Below are 16,654 nucleotides of genomic sequence, written 5' to 3'. Positions count from 1 at the left end.
GTCTCAACCGAGGCGCGCATTCTACAGCAGCCTCACTTGCTGTCAAGTGATTTTTTTAAGAAGTTTTCAAAGTTTCCTTTGTAACTTCAACCACTTGCGCTTCCGATCTCTCGTTAGCGGGAGGCGAATTCTACAGCGTTACACGCTGCTGTCAACACCTCTTTTTAACCGCTTTCGACCGAGAGGATCGAAACGCTAACAAGGCCACTTTCGCTGCCTTATCAGCTCCTTTCGGGCTTCGATGAACTGAAGCGTGACCGCTGTCGAAATCTTCGTAACTCGTTGAATCTAAAGGAGTTTTCCGTTTCGACTGCGCCGGAAGTGGGGCGAATTATAGACCTGTAGAATCTGCCGTCAACACTTATTTTCAGTTTTCCATGAATAACGCCCGGAACGCCTTAAAAGACTGTCCCGGGCAGCGTTACATGGAACGCAAAGCGCTTCTCTATATATAAGAAGGAAGGCCCTACAACACTCCCGACCGCTTCAAGCTATCCACGGCCTCGGCCTGCATGCCCAGCACGCACTGCAGAACTTGCTGCGTATGCTCACCCAACAGAGGAGGGGCCTGACGATATTCAACCGGCGTCTCAGAAAGACGAATCGGACTGGCCACCTGGGGCACCATCCCCGCCAAGGCATGCGGCAACTCCACGGCCAAGCCACGGGACACCACCTGCGGATCGGCAAACACCTGGGACAGGTCGTTGATCGGCCCACACGGCACCCCAGCCTGCTCCAGCTGGCTGACCCACTGCGCCGTAGTCTTGAATACCGTCGCCTGGCGGATCAGAGGAATCAGCACCGCACGATTGGCCACCCGCAGCTTGTTGGTGACGAACCGAGGGTCATCCGCCCACTGCGGCTGGCCCGCCACTTCGGCAAACTTGCGAAACTGCCCGTCATTACCCACGGTAAGGATGAAGTCGCCATCCGCCGTCGGAAAATCCTGATAGGGCACTATATTAGGATGGGCATTACCCAGGCGCTTGGGCGCGACTCCCGTCGTCAGGTAGTTCATCGCCTGGTTCGCCAGGCACGCGACCTGGACATCCAGCAGTGCCATGTCGATATGCTGCCCGCTGCCGCCCTGGTCCCGGTGAGCCAGGGCCGCCAGGATCGCCACCGTCGAATAGAGCCCCGTCAGGATGTCGGTCAAGGCCACGCCGACCTTCACCGGCCCGGCACCTTCTTCACCTTCGGGCCGGCCAGTCAGGCTCATCAGCCCACCCAACCCCTGGATCATGAAGTCATAACCCGCCCGCTTGGCATAAGGCCCCGTCTGGCCGAACCCGGTGATCGAGCAATAGATCAGGCGCGGATTGACCGCCTTCAGCGACTCATAGTCCAGGCCATAGGCCGCCAGGCCGCCCACCTTGAAGTTCTCGATGACGATGTCCGACTTGGCCGCCAGTTCGCGCACCAGTTGCTGGCCCTCCGGACGGGTGAAGTCGATGGTCACCGATTGCTTGTTACGGTTGGCCGACAGGTAATAGGCGGCCTCCGTGGTGTTCTCGCCATAAGCGTCCTTCAAGAAGGGCGGGCCCCAGGCACGGGTATCGTCACCGTTGCCCGGACGCTCGACCTTGATGACCTCCGCCCCCAGGTCCGCCAGGATCTGGCCGGACCATGGCCCGGCCAGGACCCGCGATAAATCCAGTACCCGCAGATGCGATAACGCGCCCATGGCCGCTCTCCTATTAATAGAACGCCTGGATACCGGTCTGTGCGCGCCCCAGGATCAGCGCATGCACGTCATGGGTGCCTTCATAGGTGTTGACCACCTCCAGGTTCACCAGGTGACGGGCGATGCCGAACTCATCGGAAATACCGTTGCCGCCCAGCATGTCGCGGGCCATGCGGGCAATCTCCAGGGACTTGCCGCAGGAGTTGCGCTTCATGATCGAAGTGATTTCCACTGCCGCGGTGCCTTCATCCTTCATCCGGCCCAGGCGCAGGCAGCCTTGCAGGGCGAGGGTGATCTCGGTCTGCATGTCCGCCAGCTTCTTCTGGATCAGCTGGGTCGCCGCCAGGGGACGGCCGAACTGCTGGCGATCGAGGGTGTACTGGCGAGCGGTGTGCCAGCAGAACTCGGCGGCACCCAGGGCGCCCCAGGAAATGCCGTAGCGCGCCGAGTTCAGGCAGGTGAACGGACCTTTGAGGCCGCGCACATCAGGGAAGATGTTCTCTTCCGGCACGAACACGTTGTCCATGACGATCTCACCGGTGATCGACGCCCGCAGGCCGACCTTGCCGTGGATAGCCGGAGCGCTCAGGCCCTTCCAGCCTTTCTCCAGGACAAAGCCACGGATATCGCCAGCGTCGTCCTTGGCCCAGACCACGAACACATCGGCGATCGGGCTGTTGGTGATCCACATCTTGCTGCCGGTCAGGCTGTAGCCGCCATCCACCTTGCGCGCACGGGTCACCATGGCGCCCGGGTCGGAACCATGGTTGGGCTCGGTCAAGCCGAAGCAGCCGATCCACTCGCCAGAAGCCAGCTTCGGCAGGTACTTCTGCTTTTGCGCCTCGGTGCCGAATTCGTTGATCGGCACCATCACCAGGGACGACTGCACGCTCATCATCGAGCGGTAACCGGAATCCACGCGCTCCACTTCACGGGCGATCAGGCCGTAGCACACATAGTTCAGGCCACTGCCGCCGTATTGCTCGGGAATTGTCGCGCCCAGCAGGCCTACTTCACCCATCTCGCGGAAGATCGCCGGATCGGTCTGCTCATGGCGGAAAGCCTCCAGGACCCGCGGCATCAGCTTGCCCTGGGCAAACTGCTCGGCGCTGTCGCGCACCATGCGCTCTTCTTCGGTCAGTTGCTGATCCAGCAGAAGGGGATCGATCCAGTTGAAGCTTGCTTTGCCGCCCATGGGAGAGTCCTCGTGAAGTAGGCCAACTATCGTGGATTGATCCTAGGCTTGGTCGTCGCCCCGGGCAAACGAGGATTTCGCATACTGTTGTGCTAATTTCTCACTTCGAAATGGCTTCAAGTGCCATTTACAGCATTCATTAGTGAGATTGCCGTACATGCGCAGAAAAATTCCCAGCACCGCCGCGCTCATCAGCTTCGAAGCCGCCGCCCGTCACGAGAGCTTCACCAAGGCCGCCCTGGAACTTTCCCTGACCCAGGGCGCGGTGTGTCGACAGATCGCCAGCCTGGAGGAGTTCCTCGGCGTCGAGCTGTTCCGCCGCTCCCGACGCGGGGTCAAGCTGACCGAGGCCGGCCTGTCCTATAGTCGCCGGGTTGCCACCCAGCTGGATGCGGTGGAACGCGACACGCTATCGGTGATGGGGCAGCAGGGCGCCAACGTCATCGAACTGGCCGTGGTCCCGACCTTCGGCACCCAGTGGCTGCTGCCACGCCTCAAGGACTTCCAGCAACGGCACCCGGACGTCACCGTCAACCTGACCAACCGCACCCGGCCATTCCTGTTCGCCGATACTCCCTTCGACGCTGCCATCTACTTCGGCGATGCCGACTGGTCCGGCACCCAGTCCCACCGTTTGATGGACGAACACCCCATGCCGGTATGCAGCCCGGCCATGCTGGGCGAACTTCAACAGTTATCCCCCGAAGCCATTGCCGAGCTGCCCCTGCTACAGCAGACCACCCGGCCCTACGCCTGGCGCCAATGGTTCAACTCCCAGCAGTTGAACATCCCCCGCGACATGACAGGCCCACGCTACGAGCTATTCTCAATGCTCGCCCAGGCCGCCATGCACGACATGGGCATCGCCTTGATCCCGCCGTTCCTGATCCAGCGTGAACTGGCGGAGAAGCGCCTGGTAATTGCCAACCCCAAGGCCTTGTCGAGCATCAAGGCGTATTACCTGATGATTCCCGAGCGGAAGGTCGAGTCAGCCTCGCTGCGGGCATTTCGCGATTGGCTGGTACGCCAGGCACACAGCTACACCTTGGAAAACTGAGGCCTCCAGCCATAATTGACCACGTAGTCAGAAAAACCAAAACACTACAGATATAACTATTTGTCGCATTTAGGCAGACTGTACCGACACCTAGCAAAAACCTTCTCCAAGCAGCTAACCACGCGGGTTGTAGGGTTTATTGGCAGGCAATGTGTGAGCATTCATGTCACCGATGCGAAAAAACTTAAATTTGCGGTAAAAGCCTTGAAAGCCACAGCCTGCAAGGCTTTACCCCTGATGGTTGCGACATTCGGTCACGGGGTGACTTGTAGTTAATTTTCCGTCACTAGTCAGAATTCCTTGAAGGCCTCAAAGTTCGCCTGCAAAATGCCGCGCCCCGCTGTGATTTCAGCGGGATCGTGCTGATCGGCCGCCCCAGCGCCCCTGCGTAGTGCGCTGGCCTTCTAAGAAAGATCGCAAGCAATAAGATCAAGCAGGAGATTTGACGTGCACATTGGTGTTCCTCTCGAAACCCAGACGGGTGAAACACGGGTTGCTGCAACCCCGGAAACCATCAAGAAGCTGATCGGCCAGGGTCATAAGGTCACCGTGCAAAGCGGCGCCGGCATCAATGCCAGCGTAGTGGACAGTGCCTACGAAGCGGCAGGGGCAACCATTGGCAGCGCCAACGATGCCTTCGGCGCCGAGCTGATCCTCAAGGTCGTGGCTCCCAACGACAGTGAACTGGCCCTGATCAAGAGCGGGACCGTCCTGGTGGGCATGCTCAACCCGTTCAGCAATGAAACCATTGCCAAGCTGGCCGAGCGCGGGATCACCGCCTTCGCCCTGGAAGCCGCGCCGCGCACCTCCCGGGCCCAGAGCCTGGACGTGCTGTCGTCCCAGGCCAACATCGCCGGCTACAAGGCAGTGTTGCTGGCAGCCCACTATTACCCGCGCTTCATGCCGATGCTGATGACCGCCGCCGGTACCGTGAAGGCCGCCCGTGTGCTGATCCTCGGCGCCGGCGTGGCTGGCCTGCAGGCCATCGCCACGGCCAAGCGCCTGGGTGCGGTGATCGAGGCTTCCGACGTACGCCCGGCGGTGAAGGAGCAGATCGAGTCCCTGGGTGCCAAGTTCGTCGACGTGCCCTACGAAACCGATGAAGAGCGCGAATGTGCCGAAGGCGTTGGTGGCTACGCTCGCCCGATGCCAGCCAGTTGGATGCAGCGCCAGGCCCTGGCCGTGCACGAACGCGCCAAGCAGGCCGATATCGTCATCACCACCGCGCTGATCCCGGGCCGCAAGGCGCCGACACTGCTGAGCGCCGATACCGTGGCCCAGATGAAGCCCGGCTCGGTGGTCATCGACCTGGCCGCCGCCCAGGGCGGCAACTGCCCGCTGACCGTGGCTGACCAGGTAGTGATCGAGCATGGCGTGACCATCGTCGGCCCGACCAACCTCGCCGGCGCAGTAGCTGCCGACGCGTCGGCCCTGTATGCCCGCAACCTGCTGGACTTCCTGAAGCTTGTCTTCACCAAAGAAGGGCAGTTCGACGTCAACCTCGAAGACGACATCGTCGCCGCGTGCCTGATGTGCCGCGACGGCCAAGTCATCCGCAAAAACGCCTAAGCAGGGATTCAGACGATGGAAGAGCTCATCTCCCCCGGTATCTACAACCTGATCATCTTCGTGCTGGCGATCTATGTCGGTTACCACGTGGTCTGGAACGTCACACCCGCACTGCACACGCCGCTGATGGCGGTGACCAACGCCATTTCCGCGATCGTCATCGTCGGCGCCATGCTGGCCGCCGCCCTGACCGTGACCCCGCTGGGCAAGACCATGGGCACCCTGGCCGTGGCCCTGGCCGCGGTCAACGTGTTCGGTGGCTTCCTGGTCACCCGCCGCATGCTGGAAATGTTCAAGAAGAAAGCGCCCAAAGCCAAAGAAGAGGTGCAGAAATAATGAGCATGAACCTGGTAACCACCCTCTACCTGATCGCCTCGGTGTGCTTCATCCAGGCGCTCAAGGGCCTTTCGCACCCGACTACATCGCGCCGCGGCAACCTGTTCGGCATGCTGGGCATGGCCCTGGCGGTACTGACCACCGTCGGCCTGATCTACAAGCTCGGCGCCGACCTCGCCACCGCCGGCATCGGCTATGTGATCGTCGGCCTGCTGATCGGCGGCACCGCCGGTTCGATCATGGCCAAGCGCGTCGAAATGACCAAGATGCCTGAGCTCGTGGCCTTCATGCACAGCATGATCGGCCTGGCCGCGGTGTTCATCGCCATCGCCGCCGTGGTCGAGCCGCAGTCCCTGGGCATCGTCAAGCAACTGGGCGACTCGATCCCCACCGGCAACCGCCTGGAGCTGTTCCTCGGCGCGGCCATCGGTGCCATCACCTTCTCCGGTTCGGTGATCGCCTTTGGCAAGCTGTCGGGCAAGTACAAGTTCCGCCTGTTCCAGGGCGCACCGGTACAGTTCGCCGGCCAGCACAAGCTGAACCTGGTACTGGGCCTGGCTACCCTGGGCCTGGGCATCACCTTCATGGTCACCGGCAACCTGGGCGCCTTCGCCCTGATGCTGGCCCTGGCCTTCATCATGGGCGTGCTGATCATCATCCCCATCGGCGGCGCCGACATGCCGGTGGTGGTGTCGATGCTCAACAGCTACTCGGGCTGGGCGGCGGCGGGCATCGGCTTCTCGCTGAACAACTCGATGCTGATCATCGCCGGCTCCCTGGTGGGCTCCAGCGGCGCGATCCTCTCCTACATCATGTGCAAGGCGATGAACCGCTCGTTCTTCAACGTGCTGCTCGGCGGTTTCGGCAACAGCGCCGATGCCGGTGGTCCGGCAGGCGCCCAGGAGGCCCGTCCGGTGAAGTCCGGCTCGGCCGACGACGCGACCTTCCTGCTGACCAACGCCGACACCGTGATCATCGTGCCCGGCTACGGCCTGGCGGTGGCACGCGCCCAGCACGCATTGAAGGAACTCACCGAGAAACTGGTCCATCGTGGCGTGACCGTGAAGTACGCGATCCACCCGGTGGCAGGGCGCATGCCTGGCCATATGAACGTGCTGCTGGCCGAGGCCGAAGTGCCGTACGACCAGGTGTTCGAGATGGAAGACATCAACTCCGAGTTCGGCCAGGCCGACGTGGTACTGGTGCTCGGCGCCAACGACGTGGTCAACCCGGCGGCGAAGAACGATCCGAAGTCGCCTATCGCCGGCATGCCGATCCTCGAGGCCTTCAAGGCCAAGACCATCATCGTCAACAAGCGCTCCATGGCCAGCGGTTATGCCGGCCTGGACAACGAACTGTTTTACCTGGACAAGACCATGATGGTCTTCGGCGACGCCAAGAAAGTCATCGAGGACATGGTCAAGGCCGTCGAATAATCCTGCCGTAGCGCAATACCCAAGACCTCAGCCTTTAGTAGGCTGGGGTTTTTTATTTACTCCAGAAAGCCGACGGAAGGCTCTAGGACAGGGCCTTTCATTCGACCTTTGTCGCGGGGCGTTTTTTCTGGAAATCACTAGACTGCGCTTCTTGCTTTCGTTGCCCGAGATAACAATCCATGTACCGTGATCGTATCCGCTTGCCTTCGTTGTTGGATAAGGTGATGAGCGCCGCAGACGCTGCCGCTCTGATTGAGGACGGCATGACCGTCGGCATGAGCGGCTTCACCCGCGCCGGTGAAGCCAAGGCCGTGCCCCATGCCCTGGCCGAACGGGCCAAGGTGTCACCGCTTAAAATCAGCCTGATGACCGGCGCCAGCCTGGGCAACGACCTGGACAAGGAACTGACCGAGGCCGGCGTGCTGGCCCGGCGCATGCCGTTCCAGGTGGACAGCACCCTGCGCAAGGCGATCAACGCCGGCAAGGTGATGTTCATCGACCAGCACCTGTCGGAAACCGTCGAACAACTGCGCAACCAGCAGCTCAAGCTGCCGGACATCGCCGTGATCGAGGCGGTGACCATCACTGAGCAGGGGCATATCGTGCCGACCACCTCGGTGGGCAACTCCGCCAGCTTCGCGATCTTCGCCAAGCAAGTGATCGTCGAGATCAACATGGCGCACAACCCGAACCTGGAAGGGCTGCACGACATCTATATCCCGACCTATCGCCCAACCCGTACGCCGATCCCGCTGGTGAAGGTCGACGACCGCATCGGCAGCACCGCCATCCCGATCCCGGCGGATAAGATCGCCGCCATCGTCATCACCGACCAGCCCGACTCGCCGTCCACCGTCTCGACCCCGGACAGCGAGACCCAGGGCATCGCCAACCACCTGATCGACTTCCTCAAGCGGGAAGTGGAGGCCGGGCGCATGAGCAACAAGCTCGGCCCGCTGCAGGCCGGCATCGGCAACATCGCCAACGCGGTGATGTGCGGCCTGATCGAGTCGCCCTTCGAAAACCTGACCATGTACTCCGAAGTGCTGCAGGACTCGACCTTCGACCTGATCGACGCCGGCAAGCTGAGCTTCGCCTCGGGCAGCTCCATCACCCTGTCGAGCCGGCGCAACGCCGATGTGTTCGGCAACCTGGAGCGCTACAAGGACAAGCTGGTGCTGCGCCCGCAGGAGATCTCCAACCACCCCGAGGTGGTGCGGCGCCTGGGCATCATCGGTATCAACACTGCGCTGGAGTTCGACATCTACGGCAACGTCAACTCCACCCACGTCTGCGGCACCAAGATGATGAACGGCATCGGCGGCTCGGGTGACTTCGCCCGTAACGCGCACCTGGCGATCTTCGTCACCAAGTCGATCGCCAAGGGTGGCGCGATTTCCAGCGTGGTACCCATGGTCAGCCATGTGGACCACACCGAGCACGACGTCGACATCCTCGTCACCGAGATCGGCCTGGCCGACCTGCGTGGCCTGGCGCCACGGGAACGGGCACGGGTGATCATCGACAACTGCGTGCATCCGTCCTACCGCGACGCCCTCAACGATTACTTCACCAAGGCCTGCGCCCTGGGTGGCCACACCCCGCACATCCTGCGTGAAGCCCTGAGCTGGCACATCAACCTGGAAGAAACCGGGAAAATGCTCGCCGAGTGATGAATACAGCCGGCGGCTGACGCAAGCACAGTTGCGTCAGTCCGCCGGCTCCGTCGCCAACCAGTTACAAAAACTGTACTGCTGTACCGGTCTTTTCCCCGCCTGAAATCGCCCTTCATCGATCAAAAACCCACGAAATGCACCAAAAAGGTGCTGACAGGTACAGTTGCGCCATTTCGGAACAGTACAGCCCCTATAAACAGTTAACTGGTCTTTCACAATACAGGTGAACTGTATCTACAGAGTCTTGCGCCGGAAGAGGATCATGGGCACCAGTTAAACCACTACCTGATCCCGCCACAAGCGGAAGGATGTCAACCATGGAACGTACACTCAGTTCCGAACTGTTTTTCGAAGACAAGGCTGTTAAATCCCAGGCTTCCCTGCCTCTGCGCGTTCTCGCCAACCTGATGCTGTGGCAGCGCCGCATCTCCAGCCGCCATCAACTGGCTCGCCTGGACTCGCGTCTGCTGGCCGATGCCGGGATCAGCGAAGCGCAACGCTACGAAGAGCTGAGCAAGCCGTTCTGGCGCTAACTCAGCGTCGCTGGCCCTGACCCACCGGGTCCACCGCCAGCACCCCGAATCGCATAAACAAGACCCGCCGCGGGAAACCGCGGCGGGTCTTGTGCTTCATGGCCGCGGGAACCTGGAATACAGCCAGGCAAACCGGAATAGGTACAGTTTTAAATAAACAACAATTGCACCAGTACAATTTAACACTGGTGTATCTGCCAGGGACCATTCGCTCCTCGCATGATGAAGCTTCCAAACCACGGGCTAGACGCCTCATCGAGGAACGCATCATGGACTCGCCAACCCATTCGACCGACAGCCACCCACAACCCGCCAAGGGCCCGCATCCCTGGTACGCCTGGTTGAGCGCCATCGCGCGCATGGGCGAACGGGCCAGGACCCGCAAGCTCCTGGCCCAGTTGGACGAGCGTCAACTGGCGGACAGCGGCATCAGCCACTGCGACAGGGCAGCGGAGCTGCACAAACCGTTCTGGCGAACCTGAACAGCTCTGGGCGAACGCAACGACGAGGCCTAATATCGGGCATGACGTGGCTAGTTCCTCCCGTGCTGCGTCAGAGCAATCGGACACAGCACCTTGCAGTGGCTGCCCGGCGTATCACTCAGCGCCTTTCATTGTCTGTTCATCCACAGGAGTTACCCATGCCTCGTCTCCGCCTGCTTAGCGCCGCAGCCCTGCTGGCCCTGGCCGCCAACGCCCACGCCAGCAGCCTGATCGTTACCACCGACGCCATTGTCGGTGCGCTCAAGGCCACCTCGGATGCCACCTCCGACGCCACCTCCTCACTGCGTGACAACAAGATCGTTCGCGCCGCCCGGGACGACGCCGCCAGCTTCGTCGCCACCGATGGCGCCATTCGCGGGGTGAAGCTGGAAAGCGCCTTCGCCCACATCCGCCAGCAAGCGCCACAGCTGCAGCAGGCCACCGATACCCAGTTGGCCCAAGCCATCCTGGCGATCTGAGATGTGCCCGGTTCAGGTGCCCCAGCGCACCTGAACCGCTCTGCGCTGGTCCTTGGCGCCCCGTTGCGCTAGCCTTTGCGCTGGTTTTCAGCTACCGGGATCCACAGGTTTGTTTCGCATTGCCTTTTCCGCTCCAGTACTGCTCCTGATCTGTTGGGCCAACCCGGCCCAGGCGTTCGACGTGATCACCCAAGGCTCGGTCGTCAGCGTCTACGCCACAAGCCAGGTGACCTCCGCGCCCTTCGACCATAAACTGCTACTCGCCGCCCAGGATGATGCCGCTGCCTTCGTTGCAACCGACGGCCAACTGCGTGGCGCCCGCCTGGAATCCGCGCTGAAATACCTGCGCGCAGCCCCGGCGAAATTGCATGCCGGCGACCTTGAACTGGCGCAGGCAATTCTCGTCCAATAGCTATCCCGTACCCCCGGAGTCATCCCATGCGTAGCCCGCTGATTGCCGCCACCCTCGGCCTGTTGTTGTTGGCCGACGTGGCCCAGGCACACACCCTGGTGGCCACCAGTAACATCATCGTCCGCGCCTTCGGTCGCACCATCGATTTCACCTCGGACACCACCACCTCGATCCGTGACTCCAAGCTCGTGCGCGAAGCCCATGACGACGCCGCCAGCTTCGTCGCCAGCAACGGCGATATCCGTGGCGCCCAGCTGGAAGCCGCCTTCGACACCCTGCGGGCCCGCGTACCGGAAGCCCGCGATGCCAGCGACCAGGTACTGGCCGAAGCCATCCTCGCCCTGTGAAGCCGCTGCGCGCCTGGCTGCTGGCAACGACCCTGGGCTTGCTCTGCGGCACCGCCCAGGCCGACCTCAAGCTGCGCCTGAAGACCGATGGCCTGACCCCGCAGCAACAACAAGCCAGCCAGGCCCTGCTGGACGAAGCGATGCAGGCATTGCCGCCACGCTTCATCCAGCAGCTGGATCGCACCATCGCCGTCGGCTGGACCGATCGCATGCCCGACAACGCCTACGGTGAAGCCTCCCTGGTAGCGGAGCTGGACCTCAACCGCGCACTGTTGCCGAGCCTTGCCGACGGTTCCGCCGCCACCCAGAAAACCAGCCGCCCCCATGGCACCGTGCGCCGGGAAATGCTCGCCACCGTGCTCCATGAGCTGACCCATATCTATGATCGTGCGCGCCTCTGGCCCAGCGCCGAACGCAGCCTGATCCAGCGCTGCACCCGCAACAACGGCACCACCGGCCTGGTAGGCCTGCCGGACGCCTGCCGTGGCCAGAACGATCGCCGCTTCACCCTGAGCGACGACCCACGCCTGCTGGACCTGGCCGGCTGGCAGCAGTACGTCGGCCGGCGCGGGGAGCGCGAGCAGCACAACCGCCAGATCGCCCGCAGCCCCGACCTCTACGAGACGACCAACCCCAAAGAGTTCGTCGCGGTGAACATGGAGTACTTCCTCCTGGACCCGAGCTACGCTTGCCGGCGTCCGGCGCTCTACCGCTACTACCAGGAACATTTCGGCTGGGCGCCCGCTGCCAAGGACACCTGCGCCAAGTCCTTCGCCTTCCTCAATGCCGGCAACGACTTCGCCAAGACGCCCCTGGGGAAGGTCGACCCGGAGCGGGTCTACGCGGTGGACTACCTGCTGGCCGAAGCCAACCAGAACTGGGTCAGTCGCTGGGGCCACAGCATGCTGCGCCTGGTGATCTGTGCCCCGGGCCGGCCCCGTGGACCAGACTGCCGACTGGACCTGGACCAGCACCTGGTGCTGTCCTATCGCGCCTTCGTCGGCGACGTGCAGCTCTCCAGCTGGGATGGGCTGGTGGGCAAGTACCCGTCGCGGCTGTTCATCCTGCCGCTGGCCCAGGTGATCGACGAATACACCAAGACCGAGCTGCGCAGCCTGGCCTCGGTGCCCTTGAAACTCTCGCGCAACGAGATCGAGGAAGTGGTGGAACACGCCGCCGAGATGCACTGGAGCTACGACGGCAACTATTACTTCCTGTCCAACAACTGCGCCGTGGAGAGCCTCAAGCTGCTGCGCAGCGGCAGCAACAACAAGCAACTGGTCGGCCTGGACAGCATCATGCCCAATGGCCTGCTGGAAGTGCTCAAGGGCAGGGGACTGGCCGATACCAGCGTGCTCGACGATCCCCGCGAGGCCCTGCGCCTGGGTTATCGCTTCGACTCGTTCCGCGATCGCTACCAGGCGATGTTCGAGGTCATCAGGAAGAACCTGCCGATCAAGCAGGCCAACGTCGAGGACTGGCTGTCACTGAGCGCCGAGCAACGCCGCCAGTGGTTCGCCCAGGCCGACCTGCGTACCAGCGCCGCCTTGCTGCTCCTGGAGCAGGCGAGCTTTCGCCGCCAGCTGTTGCTGGCCCAGGACGAGGTCAAGCAACGTTACCTGGGCGCCCGCGAGCTGAAGAATGGCGGCATGGAGAAGGCCAACCAGACCCTGCAGCAGATTCTCGCCAACAGCGGTTTTCTCAGCCGCCCGGCGGAGCTACTGGGTAGCAGCGGCTATGGCTTGCCGCAACCTGGAGAATGGCAGCGCCTGGAGGCCGAGAGCAGCCAGCGGCAGAAGCAGTTGCAATCCCTGACCGGCGACCTGGACAAGGAAGTGCGGGCCTTGCTGGAACCAGCCCGCGCTGCCGAGATCGCCGCCAACGAAGCCAACCTCAAGCAGGTGGGCGAACACCTGCGGGCGCTGCACAAGGCCGCAGGCGGCCTGGAACTGCCTTGACTCCCTGATCCACATTCGGTGCTTTGTGCCTGCTAGCCGCCAGAAAGCACCTCGTTTGCAGCAGGTCCACACCTACGGCTACAGGATGCATGTCACCATGAAAAGCCCCAAGACTATCGCCGCGCGTTTAGGCTTCAGCATTCTAGGCACCCTGGCACTTAGCACCCCTGCCCAAGCCATCAAGGTAGTCCCCGACTTCGATACAGAGCCTGGCATGGCCACGGTGTTCTGGGGAGCCCTCACCACAACCGGCCCATTTATCGGCACCACAGTGACATTCAACGAACTGAGTGACAGAGATCAGAAGCGACTGCTGCTGGCCCGCGATGACGCCGCGGCCTTTGTCGCCACCGACACCGCCGTTCGTGGGGCGCTGCTGGAATCTGCCCTGCTGATGCTGCGTCAGAAGGGCAACCTGGATCACTACGATGATCTTGCCCTGGCTTGCGCCATCCTGGCTTCCACCCACTGAAGCCCCCAAGGACGGACCTGTCCGAACCTTGCCAGGAACCTTCTCCTCGATTGGAGAGAGTGCCCAAGGCCCTATAACGTCTCTTGCGCCTCACCTAGCAACTGCTCGTCCAGGTGCAGCCAGGGCAGGCGGCTGTCGGTCCAGATATGCCGCTGCGCCGGGGCCTGCTCCGGATGATCCAGGGTGGCGATGGTGACGTCGATGCTGTCCGGGCTCAGCCGGGTGATGAGCGCCAGGTGCGCCCCGCAATCACCGCAGAAATACCGGGCGCAACTGGCGGACGAGTCATAGCGGGCAGGGTTGCCCGCCAGCCACCTGAAAGCCGAGGCGGGCAGGGTGATCCAGGTCGTGACCAAGCCGCCGCTGACCCGACGACAGATCGAACAATGGCAGTGGGCGATATCCTGCAACGGCCCGCTGAATTGATAACGCACCCGGCCGCAATGGCAGCCCCCGCTGTGCAATGGGTCCATGTCCCTGCCTCCTTTGCCTTGAAGTCCTTCACTGTATGCCGCCTGTCGGGCATTGCCACAGCCGCGACTTCCTTTCTCCGGCGAAAGCTGGCTGAAAGCTTGCCCCATTAGCATCGCCCCCCACTGCCGGCGACAGACCGGCTGGCCACAGTGGGCGCTCAGGCGCTCCCGGTCCAATTAACAACAACAATGGTGATTCTGATGTCCGCTCGTACCCGCCTGTTCGCTATCCCCACTCCCGTACGCCTCGTGCTTGCCGTCCCGCGCTGAACCCACCCGGTCCGACATTCCCTAGCCGCGCTACGCCTGGAGTATTCCCATGCTGACTTTCCTTGGCTTCGCCATGGTCATCACGTTCATGTTCCTGATCATGACCAAGCGCCTGTCGGCGCTGATCGCCCTGATCATCGTGCCGATCCTGTTCGCCCTGTTCGGTGGCTTCGCGCCGAAGATCGGCCCGATGATGCTCGAAGGCATCACCAAGCTGGCCCCCACCGGCGTGATGCTGATGTTCGCCATCCTGTACTTCGCCCTGATGATCGACTCCGGGTTGTTCGACCCTGCAGTGCGCAAGATCCTCAAGCTGGTCAAGGGCGACCCGCTGAAGGTCTCGGTAGGCACCGCGGTGCTGGCACTGGTGGTATCGCTGGACGGTGACGGCGCCACCACCTACATGATCTGCGTGGCCGCCATGCTGCCGCTGTACAGCCGCATCGGCATGAGTCCGCGGATCATGGCCGGCCTGATCATCCTCGCCGGCGGCGTGATGAACATGACGCCCTGGGGCGGTCCCACTGCCCGCGCCGCCAGTGCGCTGCACGTGGACCCTTCGGATATATTCGTGCCGATGATCCCGGCGATGCTGGCAGGCGTGGTGGCGATCCTGGCCATCGCCTACCTGTACGGCAAGCGCGAGCGCGCCCGCCTGGGCGAACTGCACCTGGTCGGCGACGAGCTGGACCATAGCGAGATCAGCGTCTCGCAGTTCCCCGACGCCCGCCGGCCGAAGCTGATCTGGTTCAACGGTGCCCTGACCTTCGCCCTGATGTGCGCGCTGATCGCCGGCCTGCTGCCCCTGCCCGTGCTGTTCATGGTGGCGTTCAGCATCGCCATGATCGTCAACTATCCCTGCCTGCAGCAGCAGAAGGACCGGGTCGCGGCCCACGCCGGCAGCGTGCTGGCGGTGGTCGGGCTGATCTTCGCTGCGGGGATCTTCACCGGCATCCTGTCCGGCACCGGCATGGTCGACGCCATGTCCAAGAGCCTGCTGGCGGTGATCCCCGAGGCCCTGGGCCCTTACCTCGCGGTCATCACCGCCCTGGTGAGCATGCCGTTCACCTTCTTCATGTCCAACGATGCCTTCTACTACGGGGTCCTGCCGGTACTGGCCGAGGCCGCCAGCCACTACGGCATCACCGCGGTGGAGATGGCTCGCGCGTCGATCGTCGGCCAGCCCGTACACCTGCTCAGCCCGCTGGTACCCTCGACCTACCTGTTGGTGGCCCTGGCCGGCATCGAGTTCGGCGATCACCAGCGCTTCACCCTCAAGTGGGCAGTGCTGGTCTGCCTGTGCATAATGCTCGCCGCCTTGCTGATGGGAATATTTCCCCTGTTCAGCACTCTATAAAAGACCACAGATTCTTCGCCCTGGCCGATCGTCGGACGGGGCCATAACCCTCGCTCAAAGGAACACACATGGAATGGCTGACCAACCCGGAAATCTGGGTTGCCTTCTTCACCCTGACGGCCCTGGAGATCGTCCTGGGCATCGACAACATCATCATGATCTCGATCCTGGTCAGCCGCATGCCCAAGCACATGCAGGCCCGCACCCGGATCTTCGGCCTGGCCCTGGCGATGATCACGCGGATCATGCTGCTGTTGTCGATCACCTGGGTCATGCGCCTGACCGACGACCTGTTCACCGTGCTCGGCCAGGGTATCTCCGGGCGTGACCTGATCCTGTTCTTCGGTGGCCTGTTCCTGCTGTGGAAAAGTTCCCAGGAGATGTACCACGCCCTGGAAGGCGAGGATGAGTCCAGCGACGAACCCAAGGGCAAGGGCGGCAACTTCATCTACACCATCATCCAGATCGCGATCATCGACATCGTGTTCTCTCTAGACTCGGTGATCACCGCGGTGGGCATGGTTTCCCACGTGCCGGTAATGGTGGCGGCGATCGTCGTCGCGGTGCTGGTGATGATGCTGGCCTCGGGCACCATCAGCGAATTCATCGACAAGCACCCATCGCTGAAGATGCTCGCGCTGTCGTTCCTGCTGGTGGTCGGTACCGTACTGATCGCCGAAGCCTTCGACGTGCATGTGCCCAAGGGCTATGTGTACTTCGCCATGGCCTTCTCCCTGGCGGTGGAAGTCATCAACATCAAGTTGCGCACCAACCTGGCGAAGAAAAAACAAGTGGATCCAGTGAAACTGCGCAAGGACATTCCCGGTCAATAAACCGAATGCGCTGGAATCGCTGAAATGAAAAAGGGGCTTTCGGGCCCCTTTTGCTTGTCCGGCACATGACGTTTTCATAACA

Annotated in this window: 17 protein-coding genes; 14 read left to right on the top strand and 3 right to left on the bottom strand. The window is 62.2% G+C overall.

What is annotated here, in order from left to right; all coding sequences use genetic code 11:
* Nucleotides 1-466 precede the first annotated feature (466 nt).
* Both AC3WK8_RS02020 and AC3WK8_RS02015 read right to left on the bottom strand, forming a co-directional pair.
* Entirely contained in the window at nt 467-1,687 is a 1,221-nt protein-coding gene (locus tag AC3WK8_RS02020) for a CaiB/BaiF CoA transferase family protein (RefSeq protein WP_103324445.1), read from the bottom strand.
* Nucleotides 1,688-1,700: 13 nt separating this feature from the next.
* Nucleotides 1,701-2,882 carry an acyl-CoA dehydrogenase gene (locus AC3WK8_RS02015; protein ID WP_022642742.1) on the bottom strand — a complete coding sequence of 394 codons (1,182 nt, stop codon included), beginning with the start codon at nt 2,880-2,882 and terminating at the stop codon, nt 1,701-1,703.
* A gap of 157 nt (nt 2,883-3,039) precedes the next feature.
* Between AC3WK8_RS02015 and AC3WK8_RS02010 the strand changes: the two genes are divergently transcribed.
* The 12 genes from AC3WK8_RS02010 to AC3WK8_RS01955 all read left to right on the top strand — a co-directional run bounded on the left by AC3WK8_RS02010 (nt 3,040) and on the right by AC3WK8_RS01955 (nt 13,639).
* Complete coding sequence (locus AC3WK8_RS02010) at nt 3,040-3,939, top strand: LysR family transcriptional regulator (protein ID WP_103324444.1); 900 nt, start codon at nt 3,040-3,042, stop codon at nt 3,937-3,939.
* A gap of 447 nt (nt 3,940-4,386) precedes the next feature.
* Nucleotides 4,387-5,508 carry a Re/Si-specific NAD(P)(+) transhydrogenase subunit alpha gene (locus AC3WK8_RS02005; RefSeq protein WP_103324443.1) on the top strand — a complete coding sequence of 374 codons (1,122 nt, stop codon included), beginning with the start codon at nt 4,387-4,389 and terminating at the stop codon, nt 5,506-5,508.
* Between the two features lie 15 nt (nt 5,509-5,523).
* Entirely contained in the window at nt 5,524-5,844 is a 321-nt protein-coding gene (locus tag AC3WK8_RS02000; protein WP_003233786.1) for an NAD(P) transhydrogenase subunit alpha part 2, read from the top strand.
* Complete coding sequence (locus AC3WK8_RS01995; protein WP_103324442.1) at nt 5,844-7,280, top strand: NAD(P)(+) transhydrogenase (Re/Si-specific) subunit beta; 1,437 nt, start codon at nt 5,844-5,846, stop codon at nt 7,278-7,280. The genes AC3WK8_RS02000 and AC3WK8_RS01995 overlap by 1 nt, the downstream gene beginning before the upstream one ends.
* 179 nt (nt 7,281-7,459) lie before the next feature.
* The gene (gene scpC / locus AC3WK8_RS01990) at nt 7,460-8,953 is read left to right on the top strand and encodes a succinyl-CoA:acetate CoA-transferase ScpC (RefSeq protein WP_103324441.1); all 1,494 of its coding nucleotides are present in this window, start codon (nt 7,460-7,462) and stop codon (nt 8,951-8,953) included.
* A gap of 320 nt (nt 8,954-9,273) precedes the next feature.
* Entirely contained in the window at nt 9,274-9,489 is a 216-nt protein-coding gene (locus AC3WK8_RS01985; RefSeq protein ID WP_022642737.1) for a DUF1127 domain-containing protein, read from the top strand.
* Between the two features lie 269 nt (nt 9,490-9,758).
* Nucleotides 9,759-9,971: a DUF1127 domain-containing protein gene (locus tag AC3WK8_RS01980; protein WP_085593887.1), complete on the top strand. Its 213-nt coding sequence runs from the start codon at nt 9,759-9,761 to the stop codon at nt 9,969-9,971.
* Between the two features lie 158 nt (nt 9,972-10,129).
* Nucleotides 10,130-10,450, top strand: a complete 321-nt coding sequence (locus AC3WK8_RS01975) for a DUF2388 domain-containing protein (protein ID WP_022642735.1) — start codon at nt 10,130-10,132, stop codon at nt 10,448-10,450.
* 118 nt (nt 10,451-10,568) lie between these two features.
* A complete protein-coding gene (locus AC3WK8_RS01970) occupies nt 10,569-10,862 on the top strand; it encodes a DUF2388 domain-containing protein (protein ID WP_085594598.1) in 294 nt (97 codons plus the stop codon).
* A gap of 26 nt (nt 10,863-10,888) precedes the next feature.
* Nucleotides 10,889-11,209, top strand: coding sequence for a DUF2388 domain-containing protein (locus AC3WK8_RS01965; RefSeq protein ID WP_022642733.1), 321 nt, complete (start codon nt 10,889-10,891; stop codon nt 11,207-11,209).
* Nucleotides 11,206-13,167 carry a DUF7844 domain-containing protein gene (locus AC3WK8_RS01960; RefSeq protein ID WP_103324439.1) on the top strand — a complete coding sequence of 654 codons (1,962 nt, stop codon included), beginning with the start codon at nt 11,206-11,208 and terminating at the stop codon, nt 13,165-13,167. Before AC3WK8_RS01965 ends, AC3WK8_RS01960 begins: the two co-directional genes overlap by 4 nt.
* A 97-nt stretch (nt 13,168-13,264) precedes the next feature.
* Entirely contained in the window at nt 13,265-13,639 is a 375-nt protein-coding gene (locus AC3WK8_RS01955; protein WP_256592255.1) for a DUF2388 domain-containing protein, read from the top strand.
* 71 nt (nt 13,640-13,710) lie between these two features.
* Here AC3WK8_RS01955 and AC3WK8_RS01950 read toward each other — a convergent pair whose 3' ends face one another.
* Nucleotides 13,711-14,112, bottom strand: coding sequence for a GFA family protein (locus AC3WK8_RS01950; RefSeq protein WP_103324438.1), 402 nt, complete (start codon nt 14,110-14,112; stop codon nt 13,711-13,713).
* A 319-nt stretch (nt 14,113-14,431) separates the two neighbouring features.
* Between AC3WK8_RS01950 and AC3WK8_RS01945 the strand changes: the two genes are divergently transcribed.
* On the top strand, nt 14,432-15,739 hold the full coding sequence (locus tag AC3WK8_RS01945) for a CitMHS family transporter (protein WP_103324437.1): 1,308 nt from the start codon (nt 14,432-14,434) through the stop codon (nt 15,737-15,739).
* A 68-nt stretch (nt 15,740-15,807) separates the two neighbouring features.
* Entirely contained in the window at nt 15,808-16,572 is a 765-nt protein-coding gene (locus AC3WK8_RS01940) for a TerC family protein (protein ID WP_053137940.1), read from the top strand.
* The last annotated feature ends 82 nt before the right edge of the window (nt 16,573-16,654 follow it).

The sequence above is a fragment of the Pseudomonas sp. FW507-12TSA genome, assembly GCF_058781435.1.
This window is presented reverse-complemented; position numbering and strand designations above follow the sequence as displayed.

What these genes read in the sequence shown, in the direction of transcription:
- AC3WK8_RS01980 (WP_085593887.1), top strand. Translation starts at nt 9,759, where the DNA reads ATGGACTCGCCAACCCATTCGACCGACAGCCACCCACAACCCGCCAAG.
- AC3WK8_RS02020 (WP_103324445.1), bottom strand. Translation starts at nt 1,687, where the DNA reads ATGGGCGCGTTATCGCATCTGCGGGTACTGGATTTATCGCGGGTCCTG.
- AC3WK8_RS01985 (WP_022642737.1), top strand. Translation starts at nt 9,274, where the DNA reads ATGGAACGTACACTCAGTTCCGAACTGTTTTTCGAAGACAAGGCTGTT.
- AC3WK8_RS01995 (WP_103324442.1), top strand. Translation starts at nt 5,844, where the DNA reads ATGAGCATGAACCTGGTAACCACCCTCTACCTGATCGCCTCGGTGTGC.
- AC3WK8_RS01950 (WP_103324438.1), bottom strand. Translation starts at nt 14,112, where the DNA reads ATGGACCCATTGCACAGCGGGGGCTGCCATTGCGGCCGGGTGCGTTAT.
- AC3WK8_RS02010 (WP_103324444.1), top strand. Translation starts at nt 3,040, where the DNA reads ATGCGCAGAAAAATTCCCAGCACCGCCGCGCTCATCAGCTTCGAAGCC.
- AC3WK8_RS01955 (WP_256592255.1), top strand. Translation starts at nt 13,265, where the DNA reads ATGAAAAGCCCCAAGACTATCGCCGCGCGTTTAGGCTTCAGCATTCTA.
- AC3WK8_RS01940 (WP_053137940.1), top strand. Translation starts at nt 15,808, where the DNA reads ATGGAATGGCTGACCAACCCGGAAATCTGGGTTGCCTTCTTCACCCTG.
- AC3WK8_RS01965 (WP_022642733.1), top strand. Translation starts at nt 10,889, where the DNA reads ATGCGTAGCCCGCTGATTGCCGCCACCCTCGGCCTGTTGTTGTTGGCC.
- AC3WK8_RS01945 (WP_103324437.1), top strand. Translation starts at nt 14,432, where the DNA reads ATGCTGACTTTCCTTGGCTTCGCCATGGTCATCACGTTCATGTTCCTG.
- AC3WK8_RS01975 (WP_022642735.1), top strand. Translation starts at nt 10,130, where the DNA reads ATGCCTCGTCTCCGCCTGCTTAGCGCCGCAGCCCTGCTGGCCCTGGCC.
- AC3WK8_RS02000 (WP_003233786.1), top strand. Translation starts at nt 5,524, where the DNA reads ATGGAAGAGCTCATCTCCCCCGGTATCTACAACCTGATCATCTTCGTG.
- scpC (WP_103324441.1), top strand. Translation starts at nt 7,460, where the DNA reads ATGTACCGTGATCGTATCCGCTTGCCTTCGTTGTTGGATAAGGTGATG.
- AC3WK8_RS02015 (WP_022642742.1), bottom strand. Translation starts at nt 2,882, where the DNA reads ATGGGCGGCAAAGCAAGCTTCAACTGGATCGATCCCCTTCTGCTGGAT.